A 26,950-nucleotide genomic window follows, 5' to 3' on the forward strand; every position below is an offset into this window, starting at 1 on the left:
AAAGCTGGGGATCACGGTCAAGACATATGTGACACTAAAAGCTGCAAATGATCGCTGGATCACACTATTTTAATTCATTAATTGGCTGCGGAATGACAGCTCGAAGATGGCAGTAGTTTTTTCATTATTGATGTTATTTTCATTCAACTTTCTATCCTCTAGCCTACGTGAATCATCAAAGACACCTTTGAAACAGGTTTACCACGGTGTATTGTTCAATACAAGTCTTAGATCCTCACTTTGAGTGCCAATATTTCATTGAAAATAAAAAAATACTTTTTATTAACGGTGAGACTTCAATAAGAGACGACGTGATGTGGGATAAAAAACCTCGCCAAAATTTAACAATTAACGACACACTCGTTTGTTATCTGCTTGATTCATCGTAAAACATATCACGTGTCATCGTATATGCTTTATGTACTTCATAGTTTTGATCTGTAACTTCTCCTGAAATCATACCTTGCCAATTTGACTTTAAACATTTTAACCGACCTTCAGTAAGATTGATCATCGACTTAGCACTCTCTAATGTAAACTGATCGCTCGGCTTGAACACAGTATTTTCATGATAGCCAGAATAAAGCCCCATGTTTTTTATCAAATCAAATTTCTTTACAAAATCTAATTGCGTTTCGTATCGCTTTAAATCTCGATTTCTTATTAAATCCAACTCATCATTTATATAGTCGAATTGTGCGAGCGATCTTAGTTTAGATTGATGACCTGTGAGCCTTTTATTGAAATGTTTCCAATCTATTTTTTCGTCACCTTTCAACCGAACTCTAGTTCCGTAAATCATTGGAATTTTAGCTATCTCTTCACTTGCTAGATGAGCTAACACGTAAGCTCGCGGAAAACGACTTGCATTGAAAAGAATTAATGATTCTTCTAGAAGTTCACAAGCATTTTGGTACGCCATTTCAGATAATTGGTTTAACTCGTTGTCTGCATACATAAATATAATCTCTCTGTACAGCCCCGAATTCAACTGCGAAGCGGCGCGTCTCAGGTGTCCACCTCCCGTGACTTGTTAAGGCCGACTTTGCAAAAGCTCCGACACCTCCATGTCAATTCGCTCGATCTTGATACCATTCTCGTAAATTTCATCGACATGCCAGTTTTCTGGTTCAAGCCAGTAACTACTTTTCTCTCCGAGCCGACGAGCTAGGTCAGGACCAAACTCCCGTGCATGTACTCCTGCAATTGACCAGAGATTTGATAGCTCATGCTCTTTTTCGATTGAGCGAGCCTCACCTCTATTGCGGAGCGCCAAATATTGCTTGGTTTCTTGCAACGCCTGCCGGATAGCCGATAAAGCTTGCTCTTGCTGGCGACGCTTGTAGTGACGCTCATCTCGAAAGTATTTCAGCAGTTCAGTTAGACCTTGAAGCATGACTTTCTCTCTAGCCTTGACGCCTGGGCTCAGGGGCGCGGAGGGAGGTACGAGCGAAGCGTCCCTTGTAGTCCCTTGTAAGGCAATTCATTTATGGCCTTACACTAAGAAAAGAGGCTCAAGAAAAAACTCTTAAGCCTCTTTCTGCTTCACTGGTTTACCACTCGTGCCCGCAGTCTCTGCACTGGCAATTGTCATCACCCCATGGGATAACATCATCAGAACCACAACTCGGACATTTGTCACAGTCCTTAACGGTGATGCAATGGATTCGTGAAATAGTTTTTTTGAAAAAGGTCATCTACGTTACTCCTATCAATGGTGTCCCGCCACGGGGCGTATCAACACAAAATCAGTTTTTATCTTTTCTACGCTTCTCATCTCCCGATTTCTGAGATGGTGTTCGGTCATTTCCTCTGTTCGTTCGGTGATCATGCCCTCCTGCGTTTTTGTTTTTTCCATAATCGATCACTCCATGCCTCTGATCGGATGATTCCGATTTTCCACCAAGCAATCCATCTAATATACCAATGCAACTACCTCATGATATTTGCTTGCTCATGTAAAAATCATTGGCGCTGAGCACTAGAACGCCTGACATTGTATTAGTGCGCATCCGCGGTTTCCCAAAACCGTTATCCGCACTCTCTTCTACCTAAATGTCTGCTAAAAATAGAATTTTTAACCTCTAATGAATACTGCCTTCCGTGAAAGTGTGCATGCCGCCTATCTCTATTCTGGGATAATGTGAATCTGTCATGGATAGACGCGCACGTTTTTGGCTGCACCTAGCCGATAAGCTGGTTAAGCATCCAGTCTTTAGCCACGCTACCGCCGATCAGTTGTCGGCACCAACACGCCATCGAGTTGGTAGATTTGGGGTTAGTTTATCAAGGGCTGTTTTGGTTTTCATGCGCTATTGTCCAAAGTGTTAGATAAGCCATATTTTGTGAGATGGGTGCAAAAGGCGGGACTGTTCGAAAGCTGTGCTCAAGCAAGCTATCACTAATATCGAACCTGAGAATGGGTATGGCAGGTGGGGAGTGCGAATCAACAGGACCTTTTATGGCGATTCATTTGCTACATATGTGCTACACAGCAAAATAAAAAGCAAAAGGCCTGAGTGGTTACTAACCTCTCAGGCCTTTCTATAACTGGTGGCCCCTCCCAGACTTGAACTGGGGACCAATCGATTATGAGTCGACTGCTCTAACCACTGAGCTAAGGGGCCGAGTGGATTGGGATTATAGGGGAAGGCAAACAGGGTGTCTAGTTGTAAGGGGGGTCAATTCAGTATGGTTTTTGAGCACTTAGCGCAATGGTGGCAAAACAAGCGCCGCCAGTGTGACGGCACTCATGCTTTACTTACTGAGTTCTGTGACACCACTTACTGGATGGCGGGGTCTTCGCTGTTGTCATCGGCGGGCCAGGTTTCTTCTTCCGGTGGCCAGGCGCTGTTGTCGTCTTCTGGTATTGGCTGGGTGTCGCAATCCGTGCCACCTTCAGGGCAAGTCACCGCTGGCTGGCCGTCTGCAGGCTGCATCGGCTCGTCATTCGCCATTGCCGGGCCCGCTAGGCCAACTATCATCATCAGTGCGCTCAGAGTCAGTGCTTGGTTGTGTGTTTTCATGGTGTTCTCCTTCCTAATAGTGTCGTTGCCCTTGAGGACAGAAACACTATCTCGCACTCGTCGCACTGCCCTGTCATTCCCTCGCTATAAGGCGGTAAAAGGATTGTGTCGTTTGTCGCCAATTTATCAGCATTGTCAGTGCTTGATTAAATCCCCCTCCTGCGGTCAGAAAACCTTCAAAATGGTGTGTTAATGGTTAATTGATGGCCTTTACGCTCGGATTTGTCGCTTGCATCTTGCTGACACGCGCTTTACCATCAAAGAATAATTAAACACAAATATCGATTTAATATTCAATATAGCGCGTCATTTAGGGATAAATATGAAAAGCGACCTCTACCAGCAATCACTGCTCACCTTACTCGACTTGTCACCTCAGCAAATCCACGATCTGATTGATGATGCCGCCGCCCTTAAAGCGGCCAAAGCCTGTGGTGAGGAAACCCCACAGCTGACGGGCAAAAACATTGCCCTGATTTTTGAGAAAACCTCAACCCGTACGCGCTGTGCGTTTGAAGTGGCGGCGTTTGATCAAGGCGCACAAGTCACGTATCTCGGCCCCAGCGGCAGCCAAATTGGCCATAAAGAGACCATGAAGGACACCGCGCGGGTGTTAGGGAGAATGTACGATGGCATTCAGTATCGTGGGTTTGGTCAAGAGGTGGTAGAAACCTTAGCCGCCCATGCCGGTGTGCCGGTGTGGAATGGCCTTACCGATGATTTTCATCCCACTCAAGTACTGGCGGATTTACTCACCATGCAAGCGCACAGTGACAAGCCGCTCAATCAAATCGCTTTTGCGTATGTGGGTGATGCGCGCAATAACATGGGCAATTCGTTGATGGTGGGCGCGGCGAAAATGGGGATGGATTTACGCCTGATTGGCCCTAAAGCCTATTGGCCTGAGGCGGATTTGATTGCCACCTGCCAAGATATTGCCGCCAGTACTGGAGCAACGATCACACTCACGGAAGATACGGCGGCGGTGAAAGGCTGTGATTTTATTTATACCGATATCTGGGTGTCGATGGGCGAGCCAGAATCGGTTTGGGCGCAGCGGGTGGCGGATCTCACCCCTTATCAAGTCAACCCCGGTTTGATGGCCGCTACCGAGAACCCAGATGCCAAGTTCATGCACTGCTTGCCCGCGTTTCATAATGACGAGACTGGCGTGGGCAAAAAAATTGCCGATCAATACGGGCTCAATGGCCTAGAAGTGACCGACGCGGTGTTTGAATCGGCGCAGTCGATCGTCTTTGATCAAGCCGAGAACCGCCTCCACACCATTAAGGCTGTGATGATTGCCACACTCGTCAAAGCAAGCGTGTAAACGATTGCACTTTTGCTTGCACAGCACAAATAGGGGCGTATAATTCTGCCAGATTTCACTACACGGCCAGAAGTTATGTTGGTTATTCCACCCACAAACAGCGATTTATCCGCCCCATCGCGGGACGGCATTCGCATTGGTCGTGATCGTAAAAGCCTCCGTCTCGGAGGTTTTTTTTTGCCTGTAGCACACTGCAAAGAAAGGGACTCGCGTTATGGCCAATACGCTTTATCACAAACATATTATTTCCATTCCCGAGCTCAGCCGCGACGAGCTAGAGTTAATCGTTGCCACGGCGGGCGAACTTAAAGCCCGACCGAACCCGACGCTGTTAAAAAATAAAGTGATTGCCAGCTGCTTTTTTGAAGCGTCAACCCGCACGCGGTTGTCCTTTGAAACCGCGATTCAGCGCCTTGGCGGCTCGGTAATTGGTTTTCCCGACGGCGGCAATACCTCGTCAGGCAAAAAAGGCGAAAGCTTAGCCGATTCGGTCCGTGTGATTTCTTCTTACGTTGATGGCTTTGTCATGCGTCACCCAAAAGAAGGCGCTGCGCGATTAGCGTCGGAGTTTTCACAAGGGGTGCCGGTGGTGAACGGTGGCGACGGCGCGAATCAGCACCCGACCCAAACCTTGCTCGATTTGTTCTCGATTTACGAAACCCAGGGCCGCTTGGATAACTTAAATATTGCCATGGTGGGGGATCTCAAATATGGCCGTACCGTGCATTCGCTGACCCAGGCGTTATCAAAGTTCGAGGGCAACCGCTTCTTTTACATCGCCCCGGATGCACTCGCCATGCCAGAGCACCTGCTTGATGAGCTTGCCGCGGGCGGCCACCCTTATAGCCTGCACAGTAGCATTAGCGATGTGGTGCCTGAGTTAGATGTACTTTACATGACACGGGTGCAAAAAGAGCGCTTTGATGAGTCAGAATACGCCCACATTAAATCAGCGTTTATTTTAAGTGCCGGCATGCTGCGAGATGCCAAGCCGAATATGAAGGTGATGCATCCGCTGCCACGCGTGGATGAAATTACCGTTGATGTCGATAAAACCCCGCACGCGTATTACTTTGAGCAAGCAGAAAATGGGGTGTATGCCCGAGAGGCTCTACTCGCGCTGGTGTTAAATGAACAGGTTGAAGGAGTTGCAAAATGAGCACGGATAATAAACTACAAGTCGAAGCGATCTGCCACGGCACTGTGATTGATCATATCCCCGCGCACATTGGCTTTAAGATCTTAAACCTGTTTCAAATGCATGGTAGCGATCAGCGGATCACCATTGGTTTGAATCTGCCTTCGTCGGCGCTCGGCAGTAAAGATCTGATCAAAATAGAGAACGTGGTGATCAGCGAAGATCAAGCCAGTCAGCTTGCCTTGTACGCGCCACAGGCAACGGTAAATCAAATTGAAGATTATCAAGTGGTCGCCAAGCTGCCGCTGACATTGCCTGAGGTGATTCAAGGGGTGTTTAGCTGCCCAAACTCTAACTGCATTACCCATGGCGAGCCGGCTGTCGATAGCTCATTCCGAGTGCTCACGGAGGCAGACGATGTGAAGCTCTGCTGCAAGTACTGTGAGAAGGTATTCTCACGCGAGATCATGACCGAGCGTCACTAGTCCTCGCTGTCTAGCCCTAGTGCGAGGGTGCTCGGTTGCGGGCGCGCTTGCACTGCGCCTGCCGCGCGCGTAACACATAAAAAAACCAGCATCGAGATGCTGGTTTTTTGTCATCGTTTAACCTGCCAAGTGGTTATTTCACCACGGTAAGCGTCGGCTTGCCTTTTTTACTCGGCGTCGCTGGCGCTTCTGGTTCGTCATCGGCCTGTGGCAGTGCGTCTGGATCGTCAACACTGTCAACAGAGACAAGCGATGGCTCGTCCTCTTCGGTCGGTGCCGGCTCGAAGGTCTCGTCCTCGAACATCTCGTCATCAGCGTTGGCGTAGGCAGGCTCCATTTCAAACATGGTCCCGGCGCCATTTTCACGCGCATACAGTGCAAGCACGGCTGCCATTGGCACCATCACTTGCTGCGGTTTACCGCCAAAGCGCGCGTTAAAGCACACATGCTCGTTACTGAGTTCAAGATTACCGACTGCTCGCGGGGCGATGTTCAGTACAATTTGCCCGTCTTTGACGTAATCAAACGGTACTTGCGTCCCTGGTAAGGTCGCATCGACCACAATGTGTGGCGTGAGATCGTTGTCCAGTAACCAGTCGTAAAACGCCCGAACCAAATAAGGACGGCGCGGTGTCATGGCAAATTCAGATGTAGACATTATTGACCTGTTAGTCGCATTTCACGTTCAGCTTCTGTCAGTGAGGCGAGAAACGAATCACGCTCAAACAGACGCGTCATGTAGTCTTTGACTTGCTTTGAGCCCTGACCGGTCAGTTCGATACCCAGTGCAGGTAAACGCCATAAAAGTGGCGCTAAGTAGCAATCAACAAGGCTAAATTCTTCACTTAAGAAGTAAGGATCTTCGGCAAAGACAGGCGCCAGAGCCAGGAGCTCTTCACGTAATTGCTTACGGGCTTTATCCGCCTCATCCGCACTGCCCTGCATGATCTGATCCACCAAGGTATACCAGTTACGCTTAATGCGATACATCATTAAGCGGCTTTGTGCTCGCGCGACAGGATAAACCGGCATCAATGGCGGGTGAGGGAAACGCTCATCCAAGTATTCCATGATGATGTCTGCGTTATACAGCGCTAACTCACGGTCAATCAAGGTTGGAACAGAGTTATAAGGATTTAAGTCAACCAGATCTTCTGGCAGATTATTCGGATCCACCAGCTCGATTTCTACACTGACACCTTTCTCTGCGAGGACGATGCGTACCTGATGACTATATAAATCAGATGCGTCAGAGAATAACGTCATCACCGAGCGTTTATTGGCAGCAACAGCCATCAACCCCTCCAGGATGTTCAATATCAATAGAAAGCAATGGGGACTCAAAGCCCCCATTGCGGATTAGCAACACACTAGATTAACCGATCAGTGCACATCGCGCCAATATTCTTTCTTGAGGAAGTAAGCCAAAATCAAGAATACCACGAAGAAACCGATCACCCACCAACCGAGTTGCTGGCGCTCAAGCTTCACCGGCTCACCGGAATACTCGAGGAAATTGACCAAGTCTCGGACGGCATTATCATACTCGCCCTTACTCAGCTCGCCGTTACCGTCAGACTTCAGACCGACAAATTCCTCAACCGGCTCACCATCCACCATGCGTGTTTCGTAAACCTTACGAGGCGTGCCTTGAAGCTCTTCAAGCACATGCGGCATGCCCACGTTAGGGAATACCGTATTGTTCACGCCAAACGGACGCGATGGGTCAACATAGAATGAACGCAGATAGGTATAGATCCAGTCAGTACCACGTACACGCGCGACCAGCGTCAAGTCAGGCGCTGGCGCACCGAAGTACTGTGCACCCGACTCTTGACTCATGGCGTTAGTCATTAACTCACCATAGTCCGCATTCTTGTCGACAATCAGGTGTTCTTCCATCAAGTCTTGTGGAATGTTCAGATCTTCTGCGACACGCTGATAGCGCTGATACTGCGTGGCATGACAGCCGAAGCAGTAGTTCATGAACATTTTTGCGCCACGTTGCAATGAGGCTTTATCCGTTAAATCGTTGTTGGCGTCGTCCAAGTGAACGTTACCGCCCGCGGCCATTGCCAAAGAGGGCAACAGCGCGCACAAGATTACAATCCATTTTCTCATTTGAATGTCACCCTCTCTGGTAGCGGTTTTGTTGCCTCATTTTTGCTGTAGAAGAACAACAGCACAAAGAACATGAAGTAACAGAAGCTGAAGATCTGCGCCAGCAAGGTGTACGTTGGAGTCGCTGGCAACGCGCCCAGAATGCCGAGAGCTACAAACGCAATCACAAATTGCACAATGTTTGCCAAGTGCAGTTTGCTACGGTAGCGATACGAACGCACGCGACAACGATCTAACCATGGCAACAAGAACAGCACCACAATCGACGCACCCATGGCGATAACACCAATCAGCTTGTCAGGAATCGCACGCAAAATTGCATAGAAGGGCGTGAAGTACCAAACCGGAGCAATATGCTCAGGGGTCTTCAGCGGGTTCGCGGCCTCAAAGTTCGGTGGCTCAAGGAAGTAACCGCCCATCTCAGGGTTAAAGAAAATCACATACGCGAACAAGATACCAAACACACCCACGCCAATGAGATCTTTCACCGTGCCGTATGGATGGAAAGGAATCGAGTCGATGATCTTATATTTTTTGGTGTAATCAGGGTGGAACGTAAACTGTGACTGCTGGCCATCGTCATCCGCTTCGCCTTTAGGCAGTTTGGTGTCGATACCATCTGGGTTGTTAGAGCCCACTTCGTGCAACGCTAGCACGTGCAACGCGACTAACAACAGCAAGACAATCGGCAAGGCTACCACGTGAAGCGCAAAGAAGCGGTTCAAGGTTGCGCCTGATACCACGTAATCACCGCGGATCCAAAGCGTTAAGTCATCACCAATCACAGGAATCGCACCAAACAAGGAGATGATAACCTGTGCCCCCCAGTAAGACATCTGTCCCCATGGCAGCAGGTAGCCCATAAAGGCTTCTGCCATTAACACCAAGAAGATCAGCATCCCAAACAGCCACAGTAGCTCACGCGGCTTCTGGTACGAGCCATAAATGAGGCCGCGGAACATGTGCAGGTACACCACCACAAAGAACGCCGAGGCCCCAGTGGAGTGCATATATCGGAGCAGCCAACCGTACTCGACATCACGCATGATGTATTCAACAGAAGCAAACGCACCTTCCGCTGAAGGGTTGTAGTTCATGGTTAGCCAAATCCCGGTAACAATTTGGTTAACCAGAACAATCATCGCGAGCACACCAAACATATACCAGAAGTTAAAGTTCTTCGGCATTGGGTACTCGGTCATGTGCTTGCGATACGCATTCATCGCGGGAAGGCGTTTCTCAATCCAGTTAGCAAAACTTTCCATTACGCAGCCCCCTCATCTTGTCCCACCAGCACTCGCTTGTCGTCCAAGTACATATAAGGTGGAACGACCAGGTTAAGTGGTGCAGGTACGCCTTGAAAGACACGTCCAGCCATGTCAAATTTTGACCCATGACACGGACAAAAGAACCCGGCTTTCACTCCACTCACTTGCTCACTGAAGCTGTCTGGTAGATAGGTTGGTGAACAACCAAGATGGGTGCAGATACCAACCGCGACAAAAATTTCAGGTTTAATAGAGCGGAGCTGGTTGGTTGCATATTCCGGTTGTTGCGGCTGTGCTGATTGCGGATCGCGCAATTGGTCTTCAAAGCTTGAAAGCTCCTCAACCACGGCGTCGCTACGGCGCACAATCCACACAGGTTTTCCTCGCCACTCGACACGGATCATTTGTCCGTCTTGCAGCTTACTGATATCGACTTCGACCGGCGCGCCCGCCGCTTTGGCTTTCGCGCTTGGGTTCCATGACTTAATAAAAGGCACGGCAACTGCTACGGCCCCTAAACCGCCAACAACTGACGTCGTCGCAGTCAGGAAGCGGCGTCGGCCGGTATTCACTGGCGCATTGCTCATCCAACATTCTCCCATGTGCTCCCGCTTGGATTTTTATTTTGTCCTTTGCGTCCATGGAGCGTACGGCTTACTTAAAAACGAATATGTAATAACGGCTGACTGGGATCAGTTCGATTAAATCTTAGCTGCTATTACGTCGGCTAGATGATAGAGAAAACCCTACTTTTTGACAAGATAAAGCTACCTTTTTGTAACAAATGTGAGCGGTGTGCACAGAATTATGTAAAGGGTAATAAAAATGTTGGAAAGTGCGCGCTTATACACTGTTTTAAAAGGGAATAAAGAGGTAATACCCTACCTTATTGGATCAGGAAAAATTGCATAAAAAAAGCCTGGCGTGAACACCAGGCTTTTTGTAGCAAATCTGACGATAACGTCGATTAACGCTTCGAGAACTGCGGGCTACGACGTGCTTTACGAAGACCCACTTTCTTACGCTCAACTTTACGCGCATCACGCGTCACAAAGCCAGCTGCACGTAGTGCAGGACGTAGTGACTCGTCATACTCCATCAAGGCACGAGTAATGCCGTGACGGATTGCGCCTGCTTGACCAGAGATACCACCACCAGAAACGGTGATGTACAGGTCAAGCTTCTCAGTCATTTCTACCAGCTCAAGCGGCTGACGAACAACCATGCGAGCGGTTTCACGACCGAAGTAAGTGTCGAGAGAACGCTTGTTGATCTCGATGTTGCCGCTACCCGGCTTGATGAAGACACGAGCTGCGGAGCTTTTGCGACGGCCGGTGCCGTAGTATTGTTCTGCCATTGCTTTATTCCTCTTAGATGTCTAGTACTTGCGGTTGTTGTGCCGCGTGCTTGTGCTCAGAACCTGCGTAAACTTTCAGTTTACGGTACATAGCACGACCTAGAGGACCGCGTGGCAACATACCTTTAACGGCTTTTTCAATCACCAGCTCAGGTTTTTGCGCGATCAGTTTTTCAAAGCTGATTGACTTGATGCCACCAATGTAGCCAGTGTGGCTGTAGTACATCTTGTCAGATTTTTTGCGGCCAGTTACAGCCACTTTTTCAGCGTTGATAACAACAATGTAGTCACCAGTGTCAACGTGAGGCGTGTACTCTGGCTTGTGCTTGCCACGCAGACGCGTTGCAATTTCAGTGGCCAGACGGCCTAGCGTTTTGCCTTCAGCGTCTACAACGAACCAGTCGCGTTTTACAGTTTCTGGTTTAGCAACGAAAGTTTTCATGCTAATAATTACCCGATTAATAAGTTTCACTTCAGGAGCCTAAGCTCCCACTGTTAAGCGTCCATACATCACCCCTTCGAGTGGTGGTACACCCGGCCAAAGCCTTTCAACAGTAACGGTGGGTCGCGAGATTATAGGGAAGAGTGGAGAAAAAATCACCTCCTTTTCGCAAAAAAATTCCGCCGTTTTTCTCAGTTGGTTATTGTTTGACTGTTCGCCAGCAGACAGCCTTAGGGCAAATGAGGCAATGCGAGATAGTCATGGCTTTGCATTTCAATCAGGCGTGACTGGCAACGCTTAAACTCAAACGCTAAACGGTCGCCATCATAGAGGCTATCGAGTGGCACTGCCGCTGAAATAATGAGTTTGACGCTACGCTCATAAAACTCGTCTACCAGCGCAATAAACCGACGCGCAGCATCGTCTTGTGTACTGTGTAATTGCGGCATGTCAGCGACTAATACCGTGTGATAAAGCCGCGCAATTTCCATGTAGTCGGTTTGACTGCGGGCGGACTGACACAGCTCAGCAAAACTAAAATGCGCCACGCCATCGCCATTTTCAATGGTATGTAGCGGGCGGTTATTTACGTCTATCACTTGGTCGCGCTGCCCCCCTTCCCCATTGAGTTTTTTGAAATACGCCTGCATCGTCTCGGTAGCGGTATCGCCAAGCGGGTGATAAAAAATAGCCGCTTGGGTCAGAGTACGCAGGCGATAATCAACGCCTGAGTCAACATTGACCACCTCACAGTGCTGATTGATTAAGTCAATGGCGGGCATAAAGCGTGCGCGCTGTAATCCGTTCCAATACAGTTCATCAGGCACGATATTTGAGGTCGCGACCAAGGTGATCCCGCGGGCAAATAGCGCTTCCATCAGGGTCCCTAAGATCATGGCATCGGTAATGTCCGAGACAAAGAATTCGTCAAAACACAGCACGCGGGTTTCTTGTGCAAACTTATCGGCGATTTGCGGCAATGGATCCGCTTCGCCATCCAGTATTCTTAGCTCTTGATGTACCCGATGCATAAAGCGATGAAAGTGCATGCGCATTTTGTTATCAAAAGGGAGTGCGTGAAAAAACGTATCCATTAAATAGGTTTTCCCGCGTCCCACACCGCCCCAAAAGTATAGGCCTTTTACTGGGGTCACAGAGGCCGGTTCGCGCTTTCGCCAAGGCAACCAGCTGCGCTTTTCTGGCGTAGTGGGGGGGATGGGATGAGCGAGTAAACGGTGGTAGAGCTCATCAAGTTTCTCGACCGCCATACGTTGCGCGGGGTCTTCGATAAAATGGTGGTGAGTCAGATCGTTATTATAATGTTCTAAGGGCGTCATTCCTTGAAAGCCTCGTTGGTTATCGCCATCGTTTTCATAGTAACACGCGAGCGAGAAAGAGAAATACGCGCGCATAGGAGTACCACGTTCGCGATCTGGCATGTATAGTGAACACACGTTTCATCTTGCTAAGCCACCAGCAGATGTACGATATTATTATACTTAGGCAAGTGATTTCGCTTGCCCTGACTGACTCCCGGATACCCAGGGTGTTCAGTCAATGTGAGAGCACAAGGAGCAGTTATGGCCTGGATTAATAGCCTGATCTTTCTCGTCATCGGTATCGCGGTGGGCTTTTTTATTGCCCGTATGACCACGCGCGATCTCAAACAACAAAAAAATATGAAAAGGGAGCTAGAAAAGTCACGTTACGAGCTCGAGCAATACCGCCAAGAGTTGGTGGATCACTTTGCGCAAAGTGCTGAACTGCTTGATACCTTATCGAAAGACTACAATAAGCTCTATCAACATATGGCCAAGACATCGTCGGATCTGATGCCTGACTTGCCCGACCAAGATAATCCCTTTGCCAAGCGTCTAGGGAAAATCACCAACCTGGAAGTAGACACCGCCAGTCATCCACCTCGTGACTATTCTGGCAGCGCCTCGGGCTTGTTAAAAAGCGACGAAGGCTCGCGCGCCAGCTGATCGAGGATTGAACTTTTTCAGATTGTCCCCACTCTCTATTGGTACGTCGACAATTGGAGTTAACCCATGATGAAAAAGTCTTTACTCGCAATTAGCGTCGCCGCGCTAACTCTTGGCGCGGCCCTTTCTCCTCTACCAAGCTATGCCGCCTTGCCTCAAGCGGTAAGCGGTGAAGCCATGCCCAGTTTGGCGCCAATGTTAGAAAAAGTCTCACCAGCCGTGGTCAGTATTGCGGTGGAAGGCAACAAGGTGTCTAAGCAACGTATTCCTGATGCATTTCGGTTTTTCTTTGGTCCCAATGCCCCGTCTGAGCAAGTCCAAGAGCGCCCTTTTCGTGGTTTGGGATCGGGGGTGATTATTGATGCCGATAAAGGTTATATCGTGACCAACCATCATGTGATTGATGATGCGGATGAGATCCGTGTCCAACTCAAAGATGGCCGCGAATACGATGCAACCCTGATCGGCAGCGACGAAATGTCTGATATTGCCTTATTGCAGCTCGATGAGAATGCGAAAGATCTGACGCAAATTCCACTCGCTGATTCGGATCGTTTACGTGTTGGTGACTTTGCCGTTGCGATTGGTAACCCATTCGGGCTCGGACAAACTGTCACCTCGGGGATCATTTCAGCACTGGGGCGCAGTGGTTTGAACTTAGAAAACTTCGAGAACTTTATTCAAACCGATGCGGCGATCAACAGTGGCAACTCCGGCGGCGCGCTGGTCAATCTCAATGGTGAACTGATGGGAATCAACACCGCGATTTTGGGCCCGAACGGCGGCAATGTCGGGATTGGCTTTGCGATACCGGTGAATATGGCGAAAAGCTTGGTCGACCAAATCATCGAATATGGCTCGGTACGACGCGGCATGCTTGGCGTGACTGGCCGGGAATTGACCGCCGAGTTAGCCGATGCCTTTGGGCTCGCCACCCAGCACGGCGCCTTTGTTAGTCAGGTAATGCCTGACTCTGCCGCTGACGATGCTGGGCTCAAAGCCGGTGACATTATTGTCTCTGTCAACGGTAAGAGTATTCGCAGTTTTAGTGAGTTACGCGCCAAAATTGCGACGTTAGGGGCAGGCAAAACCGTTGCGCTCGGCGTGATCCGTGACGGTGAAACCCTCGAGATGGAAACAACCCTTAAAGAAGCGGCTCAAACGCAAACCAAAGCGGATAACCTGCACAAAGCTTTGGCTGGCGCAGAGTTGAAAAACCATGATGCGAAACCAGCAGGTGTCGAAGTTGCCACGATTGAAGAAGGCTCGCTTGCCGCTCGATATGGACTACGCGCGGGCGATGTTATTATTGGCGTCAATCGACACAAAGTAGAGAGCTTGGGCGATCTGCGCAAGCTGCTCGAGGATAAACCGGGTGTGCTCGCCCTTAATATTGTGCGTGATAACAGCTCGCTTTATCTCGTGATTCGATAAACCGGCGTCTATTCACACCTTAATATTGATGCCTGCCACGTCGGCAGGCATTTTTATTGGCTCATGGTTTTTTTATCCGCCCAGGACGGTGATGATTTCCACAACCCGACCTCACAATGCTATTCTCTAGCTTCGCTTTGTTTTGCTTGAGGATGGCATTGTTTATGCTGGCTTTACTTGTTCGTTCCGTGGTTATTGGCCTAGTCACGGCTGCCTTGCTATTAGTCGCGGTGCCTGATTTGCGCTCGGGCGTGTTATCCGAACTGTCTTTTATTGAAAGCGACGACCAAGACACGGCAGAACTGGTGTCCTTTAGCTATGCGGTCAAGCGCGCCTCACCGGCGGTCGTCAATATCTACACCCGTAATTATACCGGTAACGATAAATTAGAGCTTAATACCCAAGGATTAGGCTCTGGGGTGCTCATGAGCGCTAAAGGCTATATCGTCACCAACTATCATGTTGTCGCCGAAGCCGACCAAGTGATCGTCGCCTTGCAAGATGGGCGTATTTTCACGGCACAGATGGTGGGTAAAGACCAGCGTACGGACTTAGCCGTGCTCAAAATTCAAGCCGAAAATCTCCCCGTGATCCCGGTCAATCAAAATTATCAACCCACGGTGGGCGATACCGTGCTCGCCATCGGCAATCCGTATAATTTAGGGCAAACCACCACCTATGGCATCATTTCCGCTACCGGCCGGACCGGGATGAGCTTTTATGGTCGCCAGGATTTTCTCCAAACCGATGCGGCCATTAACAGAGGGAACTCTGGCGGGGCGCTGGTAAACAGTCGCGGTGAGCTCGTCGGCATCAATACCGCCTCTTTTCAACAAGCAACCGACCTTGAAACCTATGGCATTTCCTTTGCGATCCCTTACCGTTTAACCGCAAAAATCATGAATAAACTGATTGCCGATGGCCGAGTGATCCGCGGCTATATTGGTATCGATGGCCGTGATGTAAACCCGGTGATGGCCCGATTATTAGATGCCGAGCAGCAACGTGGGGTCATGGTCGCTGGGCTTGATAAAAACGGACCTGCAGAAAAAGCGGGGATTCAGCCTCAAGATTTGATTATTCAAATTAACGACAAGCCGGTGCGCGGTGCACGCGGTGCGATGGATATGGTGACCGATACACGTCCTGGCTCAACGCTTAACATTACGCTGATCAGAGACGGTGAAACCCTGACCTTGCCGGTCAAAGTGGGCGATGAACGCCAGCAGCGTTAATCAACGCATAGCGAAAATAGGCGCCCATAAAAAAACGCCAGCCTGTGAGGGCTGGCGTTTTTTGTGTTAAGGCATGAAGGCCAATTAGCCTGCGATATCACTGGACTCGTTCGCTTCATCGGCGTCAATGCGCTCTATTTTAGCTCCTAAAGCCTGCAGTTTATCTTCGATACGCTCATAGCCTCTATCGATATGATAAATACGATCCACCAAGGTTTCGCCCTTTGCAATACAGCCGGCAATTACCAAGCTGGCAGAGGCGCGCAGATCCGTCGCCATCACTTGTGCCCCGCTTAGGCTATCGGTGTCACCACAGATCACGGTATTGCCTTCAATCTCTGCATGAGCGCCCATACGTTGTAATTCCGGCACATGCATAAAGCGGTTTTCAAAGATGGTTTCGGTGATTATTCCAGTGCCTTTGGCCACCAAGTTCAGCAAGCTAAACTGAGCTTGCATATCGGTTGGAAAGCCCGGATGTGGCGCGGTACGCACGTTCACGGCTTTGAGCTCGCGGTCTGTCATGTCTAATTCGATAAAGTCATCACCCGTCACCACCTTGGCACCGGCTTCTTCCAATTTATGAAGGACCGCTTCGAGTAACTCTGGCGAAGTATGGCGACACACAATATGCCCACCAGACACCGCGGCCGCGACCAAGAAGGTGCCGGTTTCAATGCGATCTGCCACCACGGTGTGCTTACCGCCGCCAAGACGCTCTACGCCTTCAATCTCAATGCGATCGGTGCCTGCCCCCGTGACGTTTGCCCCCAACATGTTGAGGAACTTGGCCGTATCGACAATTTCTGGCTCACGCGCCGCGTTTTCAATCAGCGTGGTGCCTTGCGCTAACGTCGCCGCACTCATGATGGTGACTGTCGCACCGACGCTGACTTTGTCCATCACGATATGCGCGCCTTGCAAGCGACCATCGACGGTTGCACGCACATAGCCCTCATCCAACGTGATGGTGGCACCGAGCTGTTCAAGGCCGTTAATGTGCAAATCCACGGGCCGCGCGCCAATCGCACAACCGCCAGGCAAAGACACTTCGCCTTTACCGAAGCGAGCGACTAACGGCCCAAGTGCCCAAATAGACGCACGCATGGTTTTCACGAGATCATAAGGCGCACAGAGCTCAGTAATCTCACTGGCATCAACATGCACTGACCCATTGCGACTCACCTTGGCCCCTAAGCGTGATAACAGGGCCATCGTTGTGTCAATATCGCGTAACTTAGGGACATTCGCGACTTCGACTGGCTCTTCAGCCAGTAATGAAGCAAATAAAATCGGGAGGGCGGCATTTTTTGCGCCAGAAATGGCCACATCACCTTTAAGCGGGCCATTGCCCGTCACTCGAAACTTTTGCATCATATCCTCTTACAACTGCATCAGCTTTTTATCGCGTGCCCACTCAGCCGGTGTCATCGCTTTAATGCTGACCGCATGAATATCATTACGCGCAATGTGATCCGTTAGCGGACCATAGATCGTTTGTTGCTTTTTTACGCGTGACATACCGTCAAACATCTCTGCAACAGCGATGACCTCAAAGTGGCTGCCATCACCTTTCACATGCAGCTCGTCCACTGACTGAGCCTGTTCTGAAAAAGCGGCCTCTAAAATGGCTTTCACGTCGCTTGCTTCCACGTTTAAACTCCTTGTTGATGCTCCGCATCGTCAAAAAATGTGTCTAAATTACTCAGCGTTAACAATAGTTTTAGCTGTTCAGGCATCCCTTGATACCGTACCTGCTGTCCTTGATGACGCAGCGTACGATCAAGGTGGAGCAACATCGCCATTCCTGCTGAATCCACACGTGATAACGCACTTAAGTCTAACGTTAAGGCGTTATCGGTTGGGATCCATTGGTGACGCTGACGCCAAAAGGCAGGCACTGTGTCACGATCAAGCCGTCCTGACAAGTGATAGTGCTGCTCGCTGCCAGCCGTCAAGTTGACGCTCATGATGCATCCTGTTTTTGTTTATCTTCACGACGGATGGGCCGCTTGGCGATCTCTTTTAATTGTTCGACCACGGCATCAATACCATCACGACGCAGTGGTGTCTTCCACTCAGACTGCTTCGATTGGATCATACTGACCCCTTCAGCCGTCACGTCATACGCTTGCCAATTTCCTGTCCGCGTATTTTTACGTAAGCTAAAATCCAGACGAATAGGCGGACGTGATGCGTCAGTCATATCGACGCGAACTTTGACAATTTTATCATTCGGATCAATCGGTTTATCCTTTTGAACCTCAATGGTTTGGTCGTCATATTCGAGTAAAATCTGTGCATAGGAGGCAATCATGTACTCGGTGAAGGCCTCGGTAAATGCATCGCGCTGTTCAGGCGTTGCCTTGCGATAATACTGGGCGCCTAATATCAGCGACGCCGCATAGCGCGTATGGATATAAGGTAGGAGTTCGTCTTTGACGACATCACGTAATAAATCGGGATCAGCACGGAGCAGGGTGCGATCTTTGCGTATGCGCGAAAACGTATTCTCTGCGACTTGTTCGATCAGCTGATATGGGTTGGATTGGTCGACCGGCTCACTGGCCTGTACCGTCTGTCCAAGGCTGACTAACATTAAGCTCAGCGCCGAGCCAAATGCGATAAGTGTCTTTCTCATGCCATTTACTCCTTGTCACCCATGCTGTAGAGGAACTGACCAATCAAATCTTCTAAGACAAGGGCCGACTTGGTGTCTTGGATTTTTTCTCCCGCCTCTAAATAGCCAATGCCGAGCGCTTCATCGACAAACCCTGGGGTAATACCGATATATTGCTCGCCCAGCAGCCCTGCAGTGTAGATCGACGCCGAGCTCGATTCCGGGAAACGTCCCGCTTCTTCACTGATTTGCAGTGTCACTTGTGGGACATAGGTGTCTGGATTGAGCGAAATATCCGTTACCTGGCCAACAGTAACGCCCCCCACTTTGACAGGGGAGCGCACTTTTAACCCACCAATATTGTCAAACTCAGCGGTGAGGGTGTAGGTGTCTGCCCGCCCCCAACGCTGAACATCGGCGACTTGAAACGCAAGGGCTAATAGCGCTGCAATCCCTGCGATCACAAAGCAGCCTACCCAAAATTCTGTTTTACGACTCTGTTGCATGATTAATTCCCAAACATGAGTGCAGTAAGGACAAAGTCTAGGCCGAGTACGGCCAGCGATGAATGTACCACAGTACGTGTGGTCGCGCGGCTGATCCCTTCCGAGGTTGGCGTGGCATCATAACCGTTAAAAAGTGCAATCCAGGTCACGGCGATAGCAAAAACGAGGCTTTTGATCAGCGCGTTACCCACATCGTAGCCAAGGTCGACCGATGCCTGCATCACCGACCAAAAGCTGCCATGATCAATGCCTTTCCAGTCTACCCCGACCAGCTCGCCGCCCCAAATCCCGACCAGCATAAAGATCACCGCCAGTAAGGGCATGGCGATGACGCCGGCCCAAAACCGGGGCGCAATAACACGACGCAGCGGATCAACCGCCATCATTTCTAAACTCGATAGCTGCTCGGTGGCTTTCATCAAGCCAATTTCAGCGGTCAGCGCGGATCCCGCCCGCCCAGCAAATAGCAGCGCTGTGACCACAGGGCCAAGCTCGCGCAGTAACGATAAAGCAACCATTTGCCCAAGGCTGGTCTCGGCACCAAAGTCCGACAAGACTAAATACCCTTGCAGGCTTAATACCATGCCGATAAATAACCCGGAGACAATAATGATCGCGAGTGAGCGTACTCCGACAGAATAGAGTTGTTGAATAAGCAGTGGGAAGGTTTTACTCGGTTGAGGACGCCCCACCAGCGCACCGGTCATCACAAAGGTGGCGCGGCCCATTGACTCAGCCACACGCATGGTTCGACGACCCATGTCCGCGATTTGTGTTTTAATCACCGAAAATCTCCTGCTTTAACTCACCCGCGGGATAACGAAATGGCACGGGTCCATCGGCATGCCCTTCTAAAAACTGCTGCACCCAAGGGTCTGGATTATCTCGCAACGATTGCGGCGATCCACTGGCGATAATACGGCTATCGGCCAAAAGATACACTTTATCGGCAATGCTCATCACTTCAGGCACGTCATGTGAAACGACCACACACGTTAGTCCTAGTGCTTGGTTGAGTTGACGAATCAAGGTCACCAGCACGCCCATGGTAATGGGATCTTGTCCTACAAAGGGTTCATCAAACAAAATGAGCTCAGGATCAAGGGCAATTGAACGGGCCAGAGCCGCTCGACGGGCCATACCGCCTGAGAGATCGCTGGGCATTAATGCGGCAGCCCCTCTTAATCCCACCGCCTCAAGCTTTAGCATTACAATGGTATGAATCATGGATTCATCCAAGTCTGTGTGTTCGCGCAGCGGGAAGGCAACATTATCGAATACCGACATATCGGTAAACAGGGCGCCTGATTGGAAGAGCATACTCATGCGCTGGCGGACATCGAATAATTGGCGACGCCCTAGCGAGGGAATGGAGTGGCCATCAAAAATAATATCACCGGCGTCTGGCTTTAGCTGGCCGGCGATCAAGCGTAGTAACGTGGTTTTACCGATACCTGAGGGCCCCATAATCGCGGTGATTTGCCCACGTGGTACCTGCAAGTCGACATGATCAAAAATGCATCGGTCACCCCGTGAGAATGTCATCCCATTGATATCTATCAGGCTCTTTGCTGCCATGGCCGCATCTCATGGTTGGAAAGGAACAAAATGAAGTGGCTGATAATAAGGTGTCACCCCGCCTAACACAAGCCAGCCTGCGTATCGGGCCAAGCAGGACGTGACCCACCCCTGATAATAGCAGCCAACAAACGGTTTATATGTCAAGACGAGGTCAATGTGCGCCCCTTGCCCTGTGACGCGCCTTAGCCGCGATATAAGCCTTGGCGACGATACCAGCCTTAGCTGCAATACAAACCTTAACCGTGGCGCAATCGTTAATCGCGAGCAGGCGGCCGTTTATCGGTGGCCGTTCCACGGCGGCAACATCAAGATGATCCTGTCACAGCAACCCGCTTCATGGTGAACCATCTTTATCGTATCCGTAAGTCAGTGGGTGGAAAATGCCGGAATTGATAACTCACATGGGGGCTTTTTGCTTCACATTTCCCCCTTTAACCGTCAGAATTGCCCCTCATTTGAACCAAATTCACAACGCAAAGGATAGGTGTCATGGTTATAGCGGTTGCCATACTCATTGTTGGACTCATCGTGCTGGTATGGAGTGCCGATCGACTGGTCTTTGGCGCGGCTGCAATCGCGAAAAACTACGGCGTTTCGCCTTTAATCATCGGCATGACGATTCTCGCCATGGGATCGTCGGCACCGGAAATGATGGTATCTGCCAACGCTGCCCTCGCCGATAAAACCGATACCGCAGTGGGGAACGTTTTAGGCTCAAATATCGCCAACATAGCGCTTATTATTGGTTTTACCGCGCTGATCAAGCCGCTGTCGATTGGGTCGACCATTATTCGCCGTGAACTGCCACTGATGCTTGGGGTCACCGTCCTCGCGGGGGCCTTGCTTTGGAATAATCATCTAGGGTTTTTCGAAGGGGTGGGACTGATCACACTGTTTGTGATCTTTATTTTAATGATGATTAAAATTGGTAAAGATTCAGGTGATTCCGACCCAATATTGGCCGATCAGCAGTCTGACATTCCTAATGATGTTAGCAACCTGAAAGCGGCGATATGGATTATTATCGGCTTGCCTTTACTGTTGCTGTCATCGGATCAAGTGGTCGACTCCGCGGTTACCATCGCTCAGTATTTTGGCATGAGTGATCTGGTGATTGGCTTGACCATTATCGCCATTGGCACCAGCCTTCCTGAGCTTGCCGCTTCGATTGCCGGCGTCATGAAGGGTGAAGATGATTTGGCGGTGGGTAATATCATCGGCTCGAATGTGTTTAATATTCTCGCGGTCATGGCCATTCCTGGGTTACTCAACCCCTCAGCGATCAGCGAATATGCCATGAGTCGTGATTATTATATTATGCTGGTGCTGTCTATTATGTTGCTGGTGTTTGCGTTGGGCAAATCACGCAGTATTAATCGCATCGAAGGCGCCGTTTTCTTACTTTGTTATATCGGTTACCAAAGTTACCTATTTATTAACGCTGCCGCCTAAACGGACACAGTACAATGAGTGAATACAGTTTTGACTTTCGCCGCGCCGGGCTGGATGTCCTTAACATTGAGCAAGACGCGATTGCACAATTAAAAGCCGCCATTGATGATCGTTTTGAGGCGGCTTGCCAGCTGATGCTGAACGCCACCGGCAAAGTGGTGGTGATGGGAATGGGTAAGTCAGGCCATATTGGCAAAAAAATTGCCGCCACCCTCGCCAGCACTGGAACGCCTGCGTTTTTTGTCCATCCTGGCGAAGCAAGCCATGGTGATTTAGGCATGATCAACCAAGGCGATGTGGTGCTCGCGATCTCTAATTCCGGCGAGGCCGGTGAGATATTAACCTTGCTACCCGTGATTAAACGCTTGGGCATTCCGTTAGTCTGTATGACGGGCAATGCGCAATCTAGCATGGGGCAGTTAGCAAAAGTGAATCTCAACATTCATGTCCCGCAAGAAGCTTGCCCACTGGCATTAGCTCCTACCTCGAGCACCACTGCCACCTTAGTAATGGGCGATGCCCTTGCCATGGCCTTGATGCAAGCAAGGGGCTTTACCGCGAATGACTTTGCGCTTTCGCACCCGGGCGGTGCATTAGGACGCAAGCTGTTACTGCGCATCAGTGATTTGATGCATCAAGGCGCGCGTTTACCCGAGGTACCCGAAACAGCCACCGTGCGCGATGCTTTATTAGAAGTGTCTGAAAAGGGCTTGGGGATGACCGCTATCGTCGATGCTGATCAACAGCTGACCGGCATTTTTACCGACGGTGACTTACGCCGCTTGTTAGATATGCGAATTGATTTGCATACCACCACCATTGGCTCGGTGATGTCAAAAGGCCCGGTGACGATTGAGCCGGAGTTGCTCGCGGCAGAAGGACTTAAACTCATGGAAGAGCGAAAAATTAACGGGCTGTTGGTTGCCAAAGACGGCCAGCTGCTTGGCGCCCTTAACATGCATGACCTTTTAAAAGCCGGAGTGATCTAATGGCTTCTACCGTAATTGAAACGCTGTACGGCCCTATCGCCGCCGACGTATTCCAGCGTGCCGCTGCCATTCAATTACTCATCTGTGATATTGATGGGGTTTTTTCTGATGGTCGCGTCTATATGGGCAATCAAGGCGAAGAGCTCAAAGCATTCCATACCCGCGACGGCTACGGCATAAAATCATTGATGAACGCCGGGATTGAAGTTGCTGTCATTACAGGCCGCCAATCTCAGATCGTTGAGAACCGAATGCGCACACTGGGTGTCAAACATGTGTATCAAGGCCAAAGCGACAAGTTAGCCGCGTACCAAGATTTGTGTTCGCACTGTGATGTACTTCCCGCACACACAGCTTATATTGGTGACGATTTGATTGACTGGCCAGTGATGGAAAAAGTGGGGCTGTCTTGTTGCGTCGCAGATGGCCACCCACTGCTAAAATCGCGTGCTGATCATGTCACCCACATTGGTGGTGGGTTTGGCGCGGTGAGAGAGGTCTGTGATTTGCTGCTAGAAGCCCGTGGCGAGCTCGATCAACACAAAGGTTTGAGTGTATGACTCGGCGGCTAGGCCTGCTTTTACTGATCGTGCTTTGTGCACTCAGCGGCTATTACCTATTGGCCCAGCACCGTTGGCAAAAGGTGCAACAGGTCACCCCTGATGCAGAAAAGCCTTTGTTTACCGGCGAAGACATTGAAACGGTGCAGTATACTGCTGACGGTGTGCGTAGTTATACCGTTGAAGCCAAGCATCTTGAGCACTACGCCAAAATCGATGAGACCCATTTTAATGAGCCTGTACTTTGGACCTATCAAGACGGCCAAGATGAAGAGTGGCGTGTGAGCGCAAACTACGCCGTTTTATCGGACGAGCACCTGCTCACTATGACGGGCAATGTCCGTATTTTTAATTTACTGCCGAATGCACAAATTGATTCGGTAACCACCGACTCTGTGACCTTAAACCTCACAACACGAGATTTTTGGTCCGATAGTCCTACCACCATCACGGGCACCCGTTTTCAAACCACAGGAAAACGCGTGAAGGGCAACTTCGGTAGCCACCAGATGGAATTGTTAGACGATGTTAAAGGCCGATATGAAACGACCCCTCGTTAAAGCACTAGCAGGTGCGATGTTGCTATTTTCGCACTACTCACTAGCGCTGAGTAGCGACACCGAGCAACCTATTCACATTCAATCTGAAAGTCAGCATTTGGACATGGCCACCAATACGGTGACCTTCACACAAGATGTCGTGCTCACCCAAGGCAGCATTAAAATCTTGGCCGATAAACTGATCGTTATCCGCCTGGAGGGGAAAGATGGCAGTGAAACCATCGAAGCCTATGGTAAACCGGCAACCTTTGAGCAAACCATGGATGACGGCAAACAGATTCATGGCGAAGCGAACAAACTGCGTTATGAAGTCGGTAATGAATATCTCAAAATGTCGACCAATGCGATGCTCGAGCAAAGTGGCAACCAGGTAGAGGGCAATGTGATCACCTACGAAATCGACAAACAACAATTGGTTGCCGAGAGTGATAGCAACAAACGGGTCACCACGATTTTACAGCCGACAAGTAAAAAAAATTCATCCAATAACGATTCATCTGAGTCAGACGCGGAATAAGAGGCCACATGGCAACACTGACAGCGGCCAACTTGGCAAAAAGTTATAAAGGGCGAAAGGTCGTCGCCGATGTAAGCTTGGAAGTGAAATCCGGTGAAATCGTCGGTCTGCTTGGCCCGAATGGTGCGGGAAAAACCACCTCATTTTATATGATTGTGGGCTTAGTGGCCCGTGATGAGGGGGCGATTTATATCGATGATAAAGACATCAGCATTCAACCCATGCACAATCGCTCTCGCTTGGGGATCGGTTACTTACCGCAAGAAGCGTCGATATTTCGTAAACTCAGCGTCTACGATAATCTCATGGCGGTGCTACAAACGCGTAAATCCTTGACTAAAGAAGAACGTCAGGACAAAGCCGAAGACTTGTTGGACGAGTTTAATATCCAACATATTCGTGACAGCTTAGGCATGGCGCTTTCTGGGGGTGAACGCCGGCGGGTTGAAATTGCGCGCGCCCTCGCCGCGAACCCTAAATTTATTTTGCTTGATGAGCCCTTCGCTGGGGTTGACCCGATTTCGGTTATCGATATAAAAAAAATCATTGAACACTTACGTGACCGTGGTCTCGGTGTGCTCATCACTGATCACAATGTACGCGAGACGCTCAGTGTCTGTGAGCACGCTTACATTGTCAGCCAAGGTCACTTGATTGCACACGGCACGCCTGATGAGGTGCTCAATGATGATCACGTTAAACGGGTTTACTTGGGCGATCAGTTCAAATTGTAGGATCGGCTCACGCTAAAAAATGCCAATCAAGGCTATAGTTAAATAAAGCGCTTGCTCTGTTGACCAGAGCAAGCGTTTTTAACCTCTTTGGTCGTTGAAAAAGGAAAGGTGTAAAGCCTCTATGAAACCCACGCTTCAGCTTAAGCTTGGACAACAACTCGCAATGACACCACAACTGCAACAGGCGATTCGTCTGTTGCAGCTGTCGACGTTGGATTTGCAACAAGAGATCCAAGAAGCGTTGGAATCCAACCCTCTATTGGAACATGACGAAGGCCAAGAGCAAGACACGGATCAACGTGATAGTCAGCACGATCAGCATGCGGCCTCACAAGAAACGGCAACCGCCAGTGCCGATACCATGGAAACATCCGATGCGTTCGAAAAAAACGAAATGCCGGATGATCTCCCAGTTGATACGACATGGGACCACTTATACTCTGCTGGCACCGGCAATACCGGTGTGGGTGGATATGATGATCAGCCCGTTTATCAAGGGGAAACCACGCAGACGCTATATGACTATTTAAAATGGCAGCTTGAGCTCACGCCATTTTCCGAAAACGATCACGTGATTGCCATGGCTATCATTGATGCGGTGGATGACCAAGGCTATCTCTCAGTCAGTACCGAGGATATTTTAGATAGCCTCGGCAGTGATGATATTGAACTGGATGAAGTTGAAGCGGTGCTTAAACGCGTCCAGCACTTTGATCCTCTGGGGATTGCGGCGCGTTCACTGCAAGAATGTTTAATGCTGCAACTGGCCACCTATGATGACAATACGCCCTGGCTGGCAGACGCGCGCAAGGTCTTGACCGAACATATGGACTTACTTGCCAATCGCGATTATCGCCAACTCATGCGAGAAACCCGTCTAAAAGAGCCGGAGCTTAAAGCGGTGATGCAGCTCATCCACAGTTTAGAGCCTCGCCCGGGTAACTTAATTGTCACCAACGAAGCTGAGTACGTGGTCCCTGATGTATCCGTGTTTAAACACCAAGGCCAATGGGTGGTACAAATTAACCCAGATAGTGTGCCTAAACTGAAAGTGAACGAGCAATATGCCGCTTACGGACGCAATGGCTGCAGTGCATCTGATGGCCAATTTATTCGTTCACACTTACAAGAAGCAAAATGGCTGATTAAGAGCTTGGAAAGCCGCAATGACACCTTACTTAAGGTGACGCGCTGTATCGTTGAGCACCAACATGACTTTTTTGAATACGGCGAGGAGGCCATGAAGCCCATGGTCTTGAATGATATTGCCCTTGATGTGGATATGCACGAGTCGACCATTTCCCGTGTCACCACACAAAAGTATATGCATACGCCTCGCGGTATTTTCGAGCTGAAATACTTTTTCTCCAGCCATGTGAGCACCGACAATGGCGGTGAATGCTCATCGACGGCGATTCGGGCCTTCATAAAAAAATTGGTCGCTGACGAGCCGGCAAACAAGCCACTCAGTGATAGCAAGATTGCCGCATTGCTGGCCGAGCAAGGCATTAAAGTTGCAAGACGGACCATTGCCAAGTACCGAGAGTCACTTGGCATTGCGCCGTCAAACCAGCGCAAGCGTCTATTGTAGACGCCTCAACAGAAGGAAA

The 26,950-nt window shown here is 49.8% G+C and carries 32 protein-coding genes and 1 tRNA gene; 13 read left to right on the top strand and 20 right to left on the bottom strand.

All coding sequences use genetic code 11. From position 1 onward, the window contains the following. Window positions 1–367: 367 nt before the first annotated feature. The 5 genes from BZJ21_RS07085 to BZJ21_RS07105 form a co-directional block, all read right to left on the bottom strand. Window positions 368–958, bottom strand: coding sequence for an AbiV family abortive infection protein (locus tag BZJ21_RS07085; RefSeq protein ID WP_077669439.1), 591 nt, complete (start codon window positions 956–958; stop codon window positions 368–370). Between the two features lie 75 nt (window positions 959–1,033). Continuing rightward, a complete protein-coding gene (locus BZJ21_RS07090) occupies window positions 1,034–1,396 on the bottom strand; it encodes a hypothetical protein (RefSeq protein ID WP_077669440.1) in 363 nt (120 codons plus the stop codon). A gap of 315 nt (window positions 1,397–1,711) precedes the next feature. Beyond that, on the bottom strand, window positions 1,712–1,858 hold the full coding sequence (locus tag BZJ21_RS16295; RefSeq protein WP_158075512.1) for a hypothetical protein: 147 nt from the start codon (window positions 1,856–1,858) through the stop codon (window positions 1,712–1,714). Window positions 1,859–2,551: 693 nt separating this feature from the next. Then, a tRNA-Ile gene (locus BZJ21_RS07100) sits at window positions 2,552–2,627 on the bottom strand. A gap of 156 nt (window positions 2,628–2,783) precedes the next feature. After that, on the bottom strand, window positions 2,784–3,026 hold the full coding sequence (locus tag BZJ21_RS07105) for a hypothetical protein (protein ID WP_077669442.1): 243 nt from the start codon (window positions 3,024–3,026) through the stop codon (window positions 2,784–2,786). A gap of 322 nt (window positions 3,027–3,348) precedes the next feature. Here BZJ21_RS07105 and argF point away from each other — a divergent pair, with 322 nt between their 5' ends. From argF to pyrI, 3 genes are all read left to right on the top strand, one after another. Then, window positions 3,349–4,356 (top strand): ornithine carbamoyltransferase, encoded by a 1,008-nt coding sequence (gene argF / locus BZJ21_RS07110; RefSeq protein ID WP_077669443.1) that lies wholly within the window; start codon window positions 3,349–3,351, stop codon window positions 4,354–4,356. Between the two features lie 214 nt (window positions 4,357–4,570). Further along, window positions 4,571–5,515: an aspartate carbamoyltransferase gene (pyrB, locus tag BZJ21_RS07115; protein ID WP_077669444.1), complete on the top strand. Its 945-nt coding sequence runs from the start codon at window positions 4,571–4,573 to the stop codon at window positions 5,513–5,515. Further along, window positions 5,512–5,979, top strand: a complete 468-nt coding sequence (gene pyrI, locus BZJ21_RS07120) for an aspartate carbamoyltransferase regulatory subunit (RefSeq protein ID WP_021022651.1) — start codon at window positions 5,512–5,514, stop codon at window positions 5,977–5,979. The genes pyrB and pyrI overlap by 4 nt, the downstream gene beginning before the upstream one ends. Before the next feature lie 133 nt (window positions 5,980–6,112). Here the strand turns inward: pyrI and sspB are convergent, their stop codons facing one another. From sspB to zapE, 8 genes are all read right to left on the bottom strand, one after another. Then, window positions 6,113–6,637: a ClpXP protease specificity-enhancing factor gene (gene sspB / locus BZJ21_RS07125; protein ID WP_077669445.1), complete on the bottom strand. Its 525-nt coding sequence runs from the start codon at window positions 6,635–6,637 to the stop codon at window positions 6,113–6,115. Continuing rightward, complete coding sequence (gene sspA, locus BZJ21_RS07130) at window positions 6,637–7,275, bottom strand: stringent starvation protein SspA (protein ID WP_021022653.1); 639 nt, start codon at window positions 7,273–7,275, stop codon at window positions 6,637–6,639. Before sspA ends, sspB begins: the two co-directional genes overlap by 1 nt. Before the next feature lie 87 nt (window positions 7,276–7,362). Continuing rightward, window positions 7,363–8,100 (bottom strand): cytochrome c1, encoded by a 738-nt coding sequence (locus tag BZJ21_RS07135; RefSeq protein ID WP_077660138.1) that lies wholly within the window; start codon window positions 8,098–8,100, stop codon window positions 7,363–7,365. Beyond that, on the bottom strand, window positions 8,097–9,365 hold the full coding sequence (locus BZJ21_RS07140; RefSeq protein ID WP_021022655.1) for a cytochrome b: 1,269 nt from the start codon (window positions 9,363–9,365) through the stop codon (window positions 8,097–8,099). Before BZJ21_RS07140 ends, BZJ21_RS07135 begins: the two co-directional genes overlap by 4 nt. Continuing rightward, window positions 9,365–9,955 (bottom strand): ubiquinol-cytochrome c reductase iron-sulfur subunit, encoded by a 591-nt coding sequence (petA, locus tag BZJ21_RS07145; protein ID WP_021022656.1) that lies wholly within the window; start codon window positions 9,953–9,955, stop codon window positions 9,365–9,367. The genes BZJ21_RS07140 and petA overlap by 1 nt, the downstream gene beginning before the upstream one ends. Window positions 9,956–10,335: 380 nt before the next feature. Continuing rightward, window positions 10,336–10,725, bottom strand: a complete 390-nt coding sequence (rpsI, locus tag BZJ21_RS07150; protein WP_021022657.1) for a 30S ribosomal protein S9 — start codon at window positions 10,723–10,725, stop codon at window positions 10,336–10,338. 13 nt (window positions 10,726–10,738) lie between these two features. Further along, window positions 10,739–11,167, bottom strand: a complete 429-nt coding sequence (gene rplM / locus BZJ21_RS07155; protein WP_025674468.1) for a 50S ribosomal protein L13 — start codon at window positions 11,165–11,167, stop codon at window positions 10,739–10,741. 230 nt (window positions 11,168–11,397) lie between these two features. Then, a complete protein-coding gene (gene zapE, locus BZJ21_RS07160; RefSeq protein ID WP_077669464.1) occupies window positions 11,398–12,504 on the bottom strand; it encodes a cell division protein ZapE in 1,107 nt (368 codons plus the stop codon). 243 nt (window positions 12,505–12,747) lie between these two features. On the opposite strand from zapE, the gene zapG reads away from it, so the two are divergent. From zapG to degS, 3 genes are all read left to right on the top strand, one after another. After that, a complete protein-coding gene (gene zapG / locus BZJ21_RS07165; RefSeq protein ID WP_077459892.1) occupies window positions 12,748–13,152 on the top strand; it encodes a Z-ring associated protein ZapG in 405 nt (134 codons plus the stop codon). A gap of 69 nt (window positions 13,153–13,221) precedes the next feature. Beyond that, on the top strand, window positions 13,222–14,586 hold the full coding sequence (locus tag BZJ21_RS07170) for a Do family serine endopeptidase (RefSeq protein WP_101494562.1): 1,365 nt from the start codon (window positions 13,222–13,224) through the stop codon (window positions 14,584–14,586). A 164-nt stretch (window positions 14,587–14,750) separates the two neighbouring features. Continuing rightward, window positions 14,751–15,821, top strand: a complete 1,071-nt coding sequence (gene degS, locus BZJ21_RS07175; RefSeq protein WP_077669447.1) for an outer membrane-stress sensor serine endopeptidase DegS — start codon at window positions 14,751–14,753, stop codon at window positions 15,819–15,821. A gap of 84 nt (window positions 15,822–15,905) precedes the next feature. On the opposite strand, the gene murA is transcribed toward degS, so the two are convergent. Genes murA through mlaF form a run of 7 tightly spaced genes read right to left on the bottom strand, consistent with a single transcriptional unit; the run spans window position 15,906 to window position 20,525 of the window. Continuing rightward, complete coding sequence (murA, locus tag BZJ21_RS07180; RefSeq protein WP_077669448.1) at window positions 15,906–17,195, bottom strand: UDP-N-acetylglucosamine 1-carboxyvinyltransferase; 1,290 nt, start codon at window positions 17,193–17,195, stop codon at window positions 15,906–15,908. A gap of 9 nt (window positions 17,196–17,204) precedes the next feature. Further along, a complete protein-coding gene (locus BZJ21_RS07185) occupies window positions 17,205–17,459 on the bottom strand; it encodes a BolA family protein (RefSeq protein ID WP_394329756.1) in 255 nt (84 codons plus the stop codon). A 17-nt stretch (window positions 17,460–17,476) separates the two neighbouring features. Further along, window positions 17,477–17,791 carry an STAS domain-containing protein gene (locus BZJ21_RS07190; protein ID WP_021022665.1) on the bottom strand — a complete coding sequence of 105 codons (315 nt, stop codon included), beginning with the start codon at window positions 17,789–17,791 and terminating at the stop codon, window positions 17,477–17,479. After that, the gene (gene mlaC, locus BZJ21_RS07195) at window positions 17,788–18,462 is read right to left on the bottom strand and encodes a phospholipid-binding protein MlaC (RefSeq protein ID WP_077459895.1); all 675 of its coding nucleotides are present in this window, start codon (window positions 18,460–18,462) and stop codon (window positions 17,788–17,790) included. The genes BZJ21_RS07190 and mlaC overlap by 4 nt, the downstream gene beginning before the upstream one ends. Before the next feature lie 5 nt (window positions 18,463–18,467). Then, the gene (gene mlaD / locus BZJ21_RS07200; RefSeq protein WP_021022667.1) at window positions 18,468–18,947 is read right to left on the bottom strand and encodes an outer membrane lipid asymmetry maintenance protein MlaD; all 480 of its coding nucleotides are present in this window, start codon (window positions 18,945–18,947) and stop codon (window positions 18,468–18,470) included. 2 nt (window positions 18,948–18,949) lie between these two features. Continuing rightward, the gene (gene mlaE, locus BZJ21_RS07205) at window positions 18,950–19,729 is read right to left on the bottom strand and encodes a lipid asymmetry maintenance ABC transporter permease subunit MlaE (protein WP_269087438.1); all 780 of its coding nucleotides are present in this window, start codon (window positions 19,727–19,729) and stop codon (window positions 18,950–18,952) included. After that, entirely contained in the window at window positions 19,725–20,525 is an 801-nt protein-coding gene (gene mlaF, locus BZJ21_RS07210) for a phospholipid ABC transporter ATP-binding protein MlaF (protein ID WP_021022669.1), read from the bottom strand. Before mlaF ends, mlaE begins: the two co-directional genes overlap by 5 nt. A 492-nt stretch (window positions 20,526–21,017) precedes the next feature. On the opposite strand from mlaF, the gene BZJ21_RS07215 reads away from it, so the two are divergent. From BZJ21_RS07215 to BZJ21_RS07245, 7 genes are all read left to right on the top strand, one after another. Continuing rightward, entirely contained in the window at window positions 21,018–21,980 is a 963-nt protein-coding gene (locus BZJ21_RS07215; protein ID WP_021022670.1) for a calcium/sodium antiporter, read from the top strand. 14 nt (window positions 21,981–21,994) lie between these two features. Beyond that, window positions 21,995–22,969, top strand: a complete 975-nt coding sequence (kdsD, locus tag BZJ21_RS07220) for an arabinose-5-phosphate isomerase KdsD (RefSeq protein WP_021022671.1) — start codon at window positions 21,995–21,997, stop codon at window positions 22,967–22,969. Continuing rightward, window positions 22,969–23,529 carry a 3-deoxy-manno-octulosonate-8-phosphatase KdsC gene (gene kdsC / locus BZJ21_RS07225; RefSeq protein WP_021022672.1) on the top strand — a complete coding sequence of 187 codons (561 nt, stop codon included), beginning with the start codon at window positions 22,969–22,971 and terminating at the stop codon, window positions 23,527–23,529. Before kdsD ends, kdsC begins: the two co-directional genes overlap by 1 nt. Next, window positions 23,526–24,089 (top strand): LPS export ABC transporter periplasmic protein LptC, encoded by a 564-nt coding sequence (gene lptC, locus BZJ21_RS07230; protein WP_077459898.1) that lies wholly within the window; start codon window positions 23,526–23,528, stop codon window positions 24,087–24,089. Before kdsC ends, lptC begins: the two co-directional genes overlap by 4 nt. Next, window positions 24,070–24,606: a lipopolysaccharide transport periplasmic protein LptA gene (lptA, locus tag BZJ21_RS07235; RefSeq protein ID WP_025744291.1), complete on the top strand. Its 537-nt coding sequence runs from the start codon at window positions 24,070–24,072 to the stop codon at window positions 24,604–24,606. The genes lptC and lptA overlap by 20 nt, the downstream gene beginning before the upstream one ends. Window positions 24,607–24,614: 8 nt before the next feature. Then, on the top strand, window positions 24,615–25,340 hold the full coding sequence (lptB, locus tag BZJ21_RS07240; protein ID WP_021022675.1) for an LPS export ABC transporter ATP-binding protein: 726 nt from the start codon (window positions 24,615–24,617) through the stop codon (window positions 25,338–25,340). 121 nt (window positions 25,341–25,461) lie between these two features. Beyond that, entirely contained in the window at window positions 25,462–26,931 is a 1,470-nt protein-coding gene (locus BZJ21_RS07245) for an RNA polymerase factor sigma-54 (RefSeq protein ID WP_077669449.1), read from the top strand. Window positions 26,932–26,950 lie beyond the last annotated feature (19 nt).

This window comes from Salinivibrio costicola subsp. alcaliphilus (assembly GCF_001996185.1).
GTDB lineage: Bacteria > Pseudomonadota > Gammaproteobacteria > Enterobacterales > Vibrionaceae > Salinivibrio > Salinivibrio costicola.

Bases quoted from the DNA above. Each gene is read 5' to 3' on its own strand.
- BZJ21_RS07085 (WP_077669439.1), bottom strand. From the start codon at position 958: ATGTATGCAGACAACGAGTTAAACCAATTATCTGAAATGGCGTACCAA.
- BZJ21_RS07090 (WP_077669440.1), bottom strand. From the start codon at position 1,396: ATGCTTCAAGGTCTAACTGAACTGCTGAAATACTTTCGAGATGAGCGT.
- BZJ21_RS16295 (WP_158075512.1), bottom strand. From the start codon at position 1,858: ATGGAAAAAACAAAAACGCAGGAGGGCATGATCACCGAACGAACAGAG.
- BZJ21_RS07105 (WP_077669442.1), bottom strand. From the start codon at position 3,026: ATGAAAACACACAACCAAGCACTGACTCTGAGCGCACTGATGATGATA.
- argF (WP_077669443.1), top strand. From the start codon at position 3,349: ATGAAAAGCGACCTCTACCAGCAATCACTGCTCACCTTACTCGACTTG.
- pyrB (WP_077669444.1), top strand. From the start codon at position 4,571: ATGGCCAATACGCTTTATCACAAACATATTATTTCCATTCCCGAGCTC.
- pyrI (WP_021022651.1), top strand. From the start codon at position 5,512: ATGAGCACGGATAATAAACTACAAGTCGAAGCGATCTGCCACGGCACT.
- sspB (WP_077669445.1), bottom strand. From the start codon at position 6,637: ATGTCTACATCTGAATTTGCCATGACACCGCGCCGTCCTTATTTGGTT.
- sspA (WP_021022653.1), bottom strand. From the start codon at position 7,275: ATGGCTGTTGCTGCCAATAAACGCTCGGTGATGACGTTATTCTCTGAC.
- BZJ21_RS07135 (WP_077660138.1), bottom strand. From the start codon at position 8,100: ATGAGAAAATGGATTGTAATCTTGTGCGCGCTGTTGCCCTCTTTGGCA.
- BZJ21_RS07140 (WP_021022655.1), bottom strand. From the start codon at position 9,365: ATGGAAAGTTTTGCTAACTGGATTGAGAAACGCCTTCCCGCGATGAAT.
- petA (WP_021022656.1), bottom strand. From the start codon at position 9,955: ATGAGCAATGCGCCAGTGAATACCGGCCGACGCCGCTTCCTGACTGCG.
- rpsI (WP_021022657.1), bottom strand. From the start codon at position 10,725: ATGGCAGAACAATACTACGGCACCGGCCGTCGCAAAAGCTCCGCAGCT.
- rplM (WP_025674468.1), bottom strand. From the start codon at position 11,167: ATGAAAACTTTCGTTGCTAAACCAGAAACTGTAAAACGCGACTGGTTC.
- zapE (WP_077669464.1), bottom strand. From the start codon at position 12,504: ATGACGCCCTTAGAACATTATAATAACGATCTGACTCACCACCATTTT.
- zapG (WP_077459892.1), top strand. From the start codon at position 12,748: ATGGCCTGGATTAATAGCCTGATCTTTCTCGTCATCGGTATCGCGGTG.
- BZJ21_RS07170 (WP_101494562.1), top strand. From the start codon at position 13,222: ATGAAAAAGTCTTTACTCGCAATTAGCGTCGCCGCGCTAACTCTTGGC.
- degS (WP_077669447.1), top strand. From the start codon at position 14,751: ATGCTGGCTTTACTTGTTCGTTCCGTGGTTATTGGCCTAGTCACGGCT.
- murA (WP_077669448.1), bottom strand. From the start codon at position 17,195: ATGCAAAAGTTTCGAGTGACGGGCAATGGCCCGCTTAAAGGTGATGTG.
- BZJ21_RS07190 (WP_021022665.1), bottom strand. From the start codon at position 17,791: ATGAGCGTCAACTTGACGGCTGGCAGCGAGCAGCACTATCACTTGTCA.
- mlaC (WP_077459895.1), bottom strand. From the start codon at position 18,462: ATGAGAAAGACACTTATCGCATTTGGCTCGGCGCTGAGCTTAATGTTA.
- mlaD (WP_021022667.1), bottom strand. From the start codon at position 18,947: ATGCAACAGAGTCGTAAAACAGAATTTTGGGTAGGCTGCTTTGTGATC.
- mlaF (WP_021022669.1), bottom strand. From the start codon at position 20,525: ATGGCAGCAAAGAGCCTGATAGATATCAATGGGATGACATTCTCACGG.
- BZJ21_RS07215 (WP_021022670.1), top strand. From the start codon at position 21,018: ATGGTTATAGCGGTTGCCATACTCATTGTTGGACTCATCGTGCTGGTA.
- kdsD (WP_021022671.1), top strand. From the start codon at position 21,995: ATGAGTGAATACAGTTTTGACTTTCGCCGCGCCGGGCTGGATGTCCTT.
- kdsC (WP_021022672.1), top strand. From the start codon at position 22,969: ATGGCTTCTACCGTAATTGAAACGCTGTACGGCCCTATCGCCGCCGAC.
- lptC (WP_077459898.1), top strand. From the start codon at position 23,526: ATGACTCGGCGGCTAGGCCTGCTTTTACTGATCGTGCTTTGTGCACTC.
- lptA (WP_025744291.1), top strand. From the start codon at position 24,070: ATGAAACGACCCCTCGTTAAAGCACTAGCAGGTGCGATGTTGCTATTT.
- lptB (WP_021022675.1), top strand. From the start codon at position 24,615: ATGGCAACACTGACAGCGGCCAACTTGGCAAAAAGTTATAAAGGGCGA.
- BZJ21_RS07245 (WP_077669449.1), top strand. From the start codon at position 25,462: ATGAAACCCACGCTTCAGCTTAAGCTTGGACAACAACTCGCAATGACA.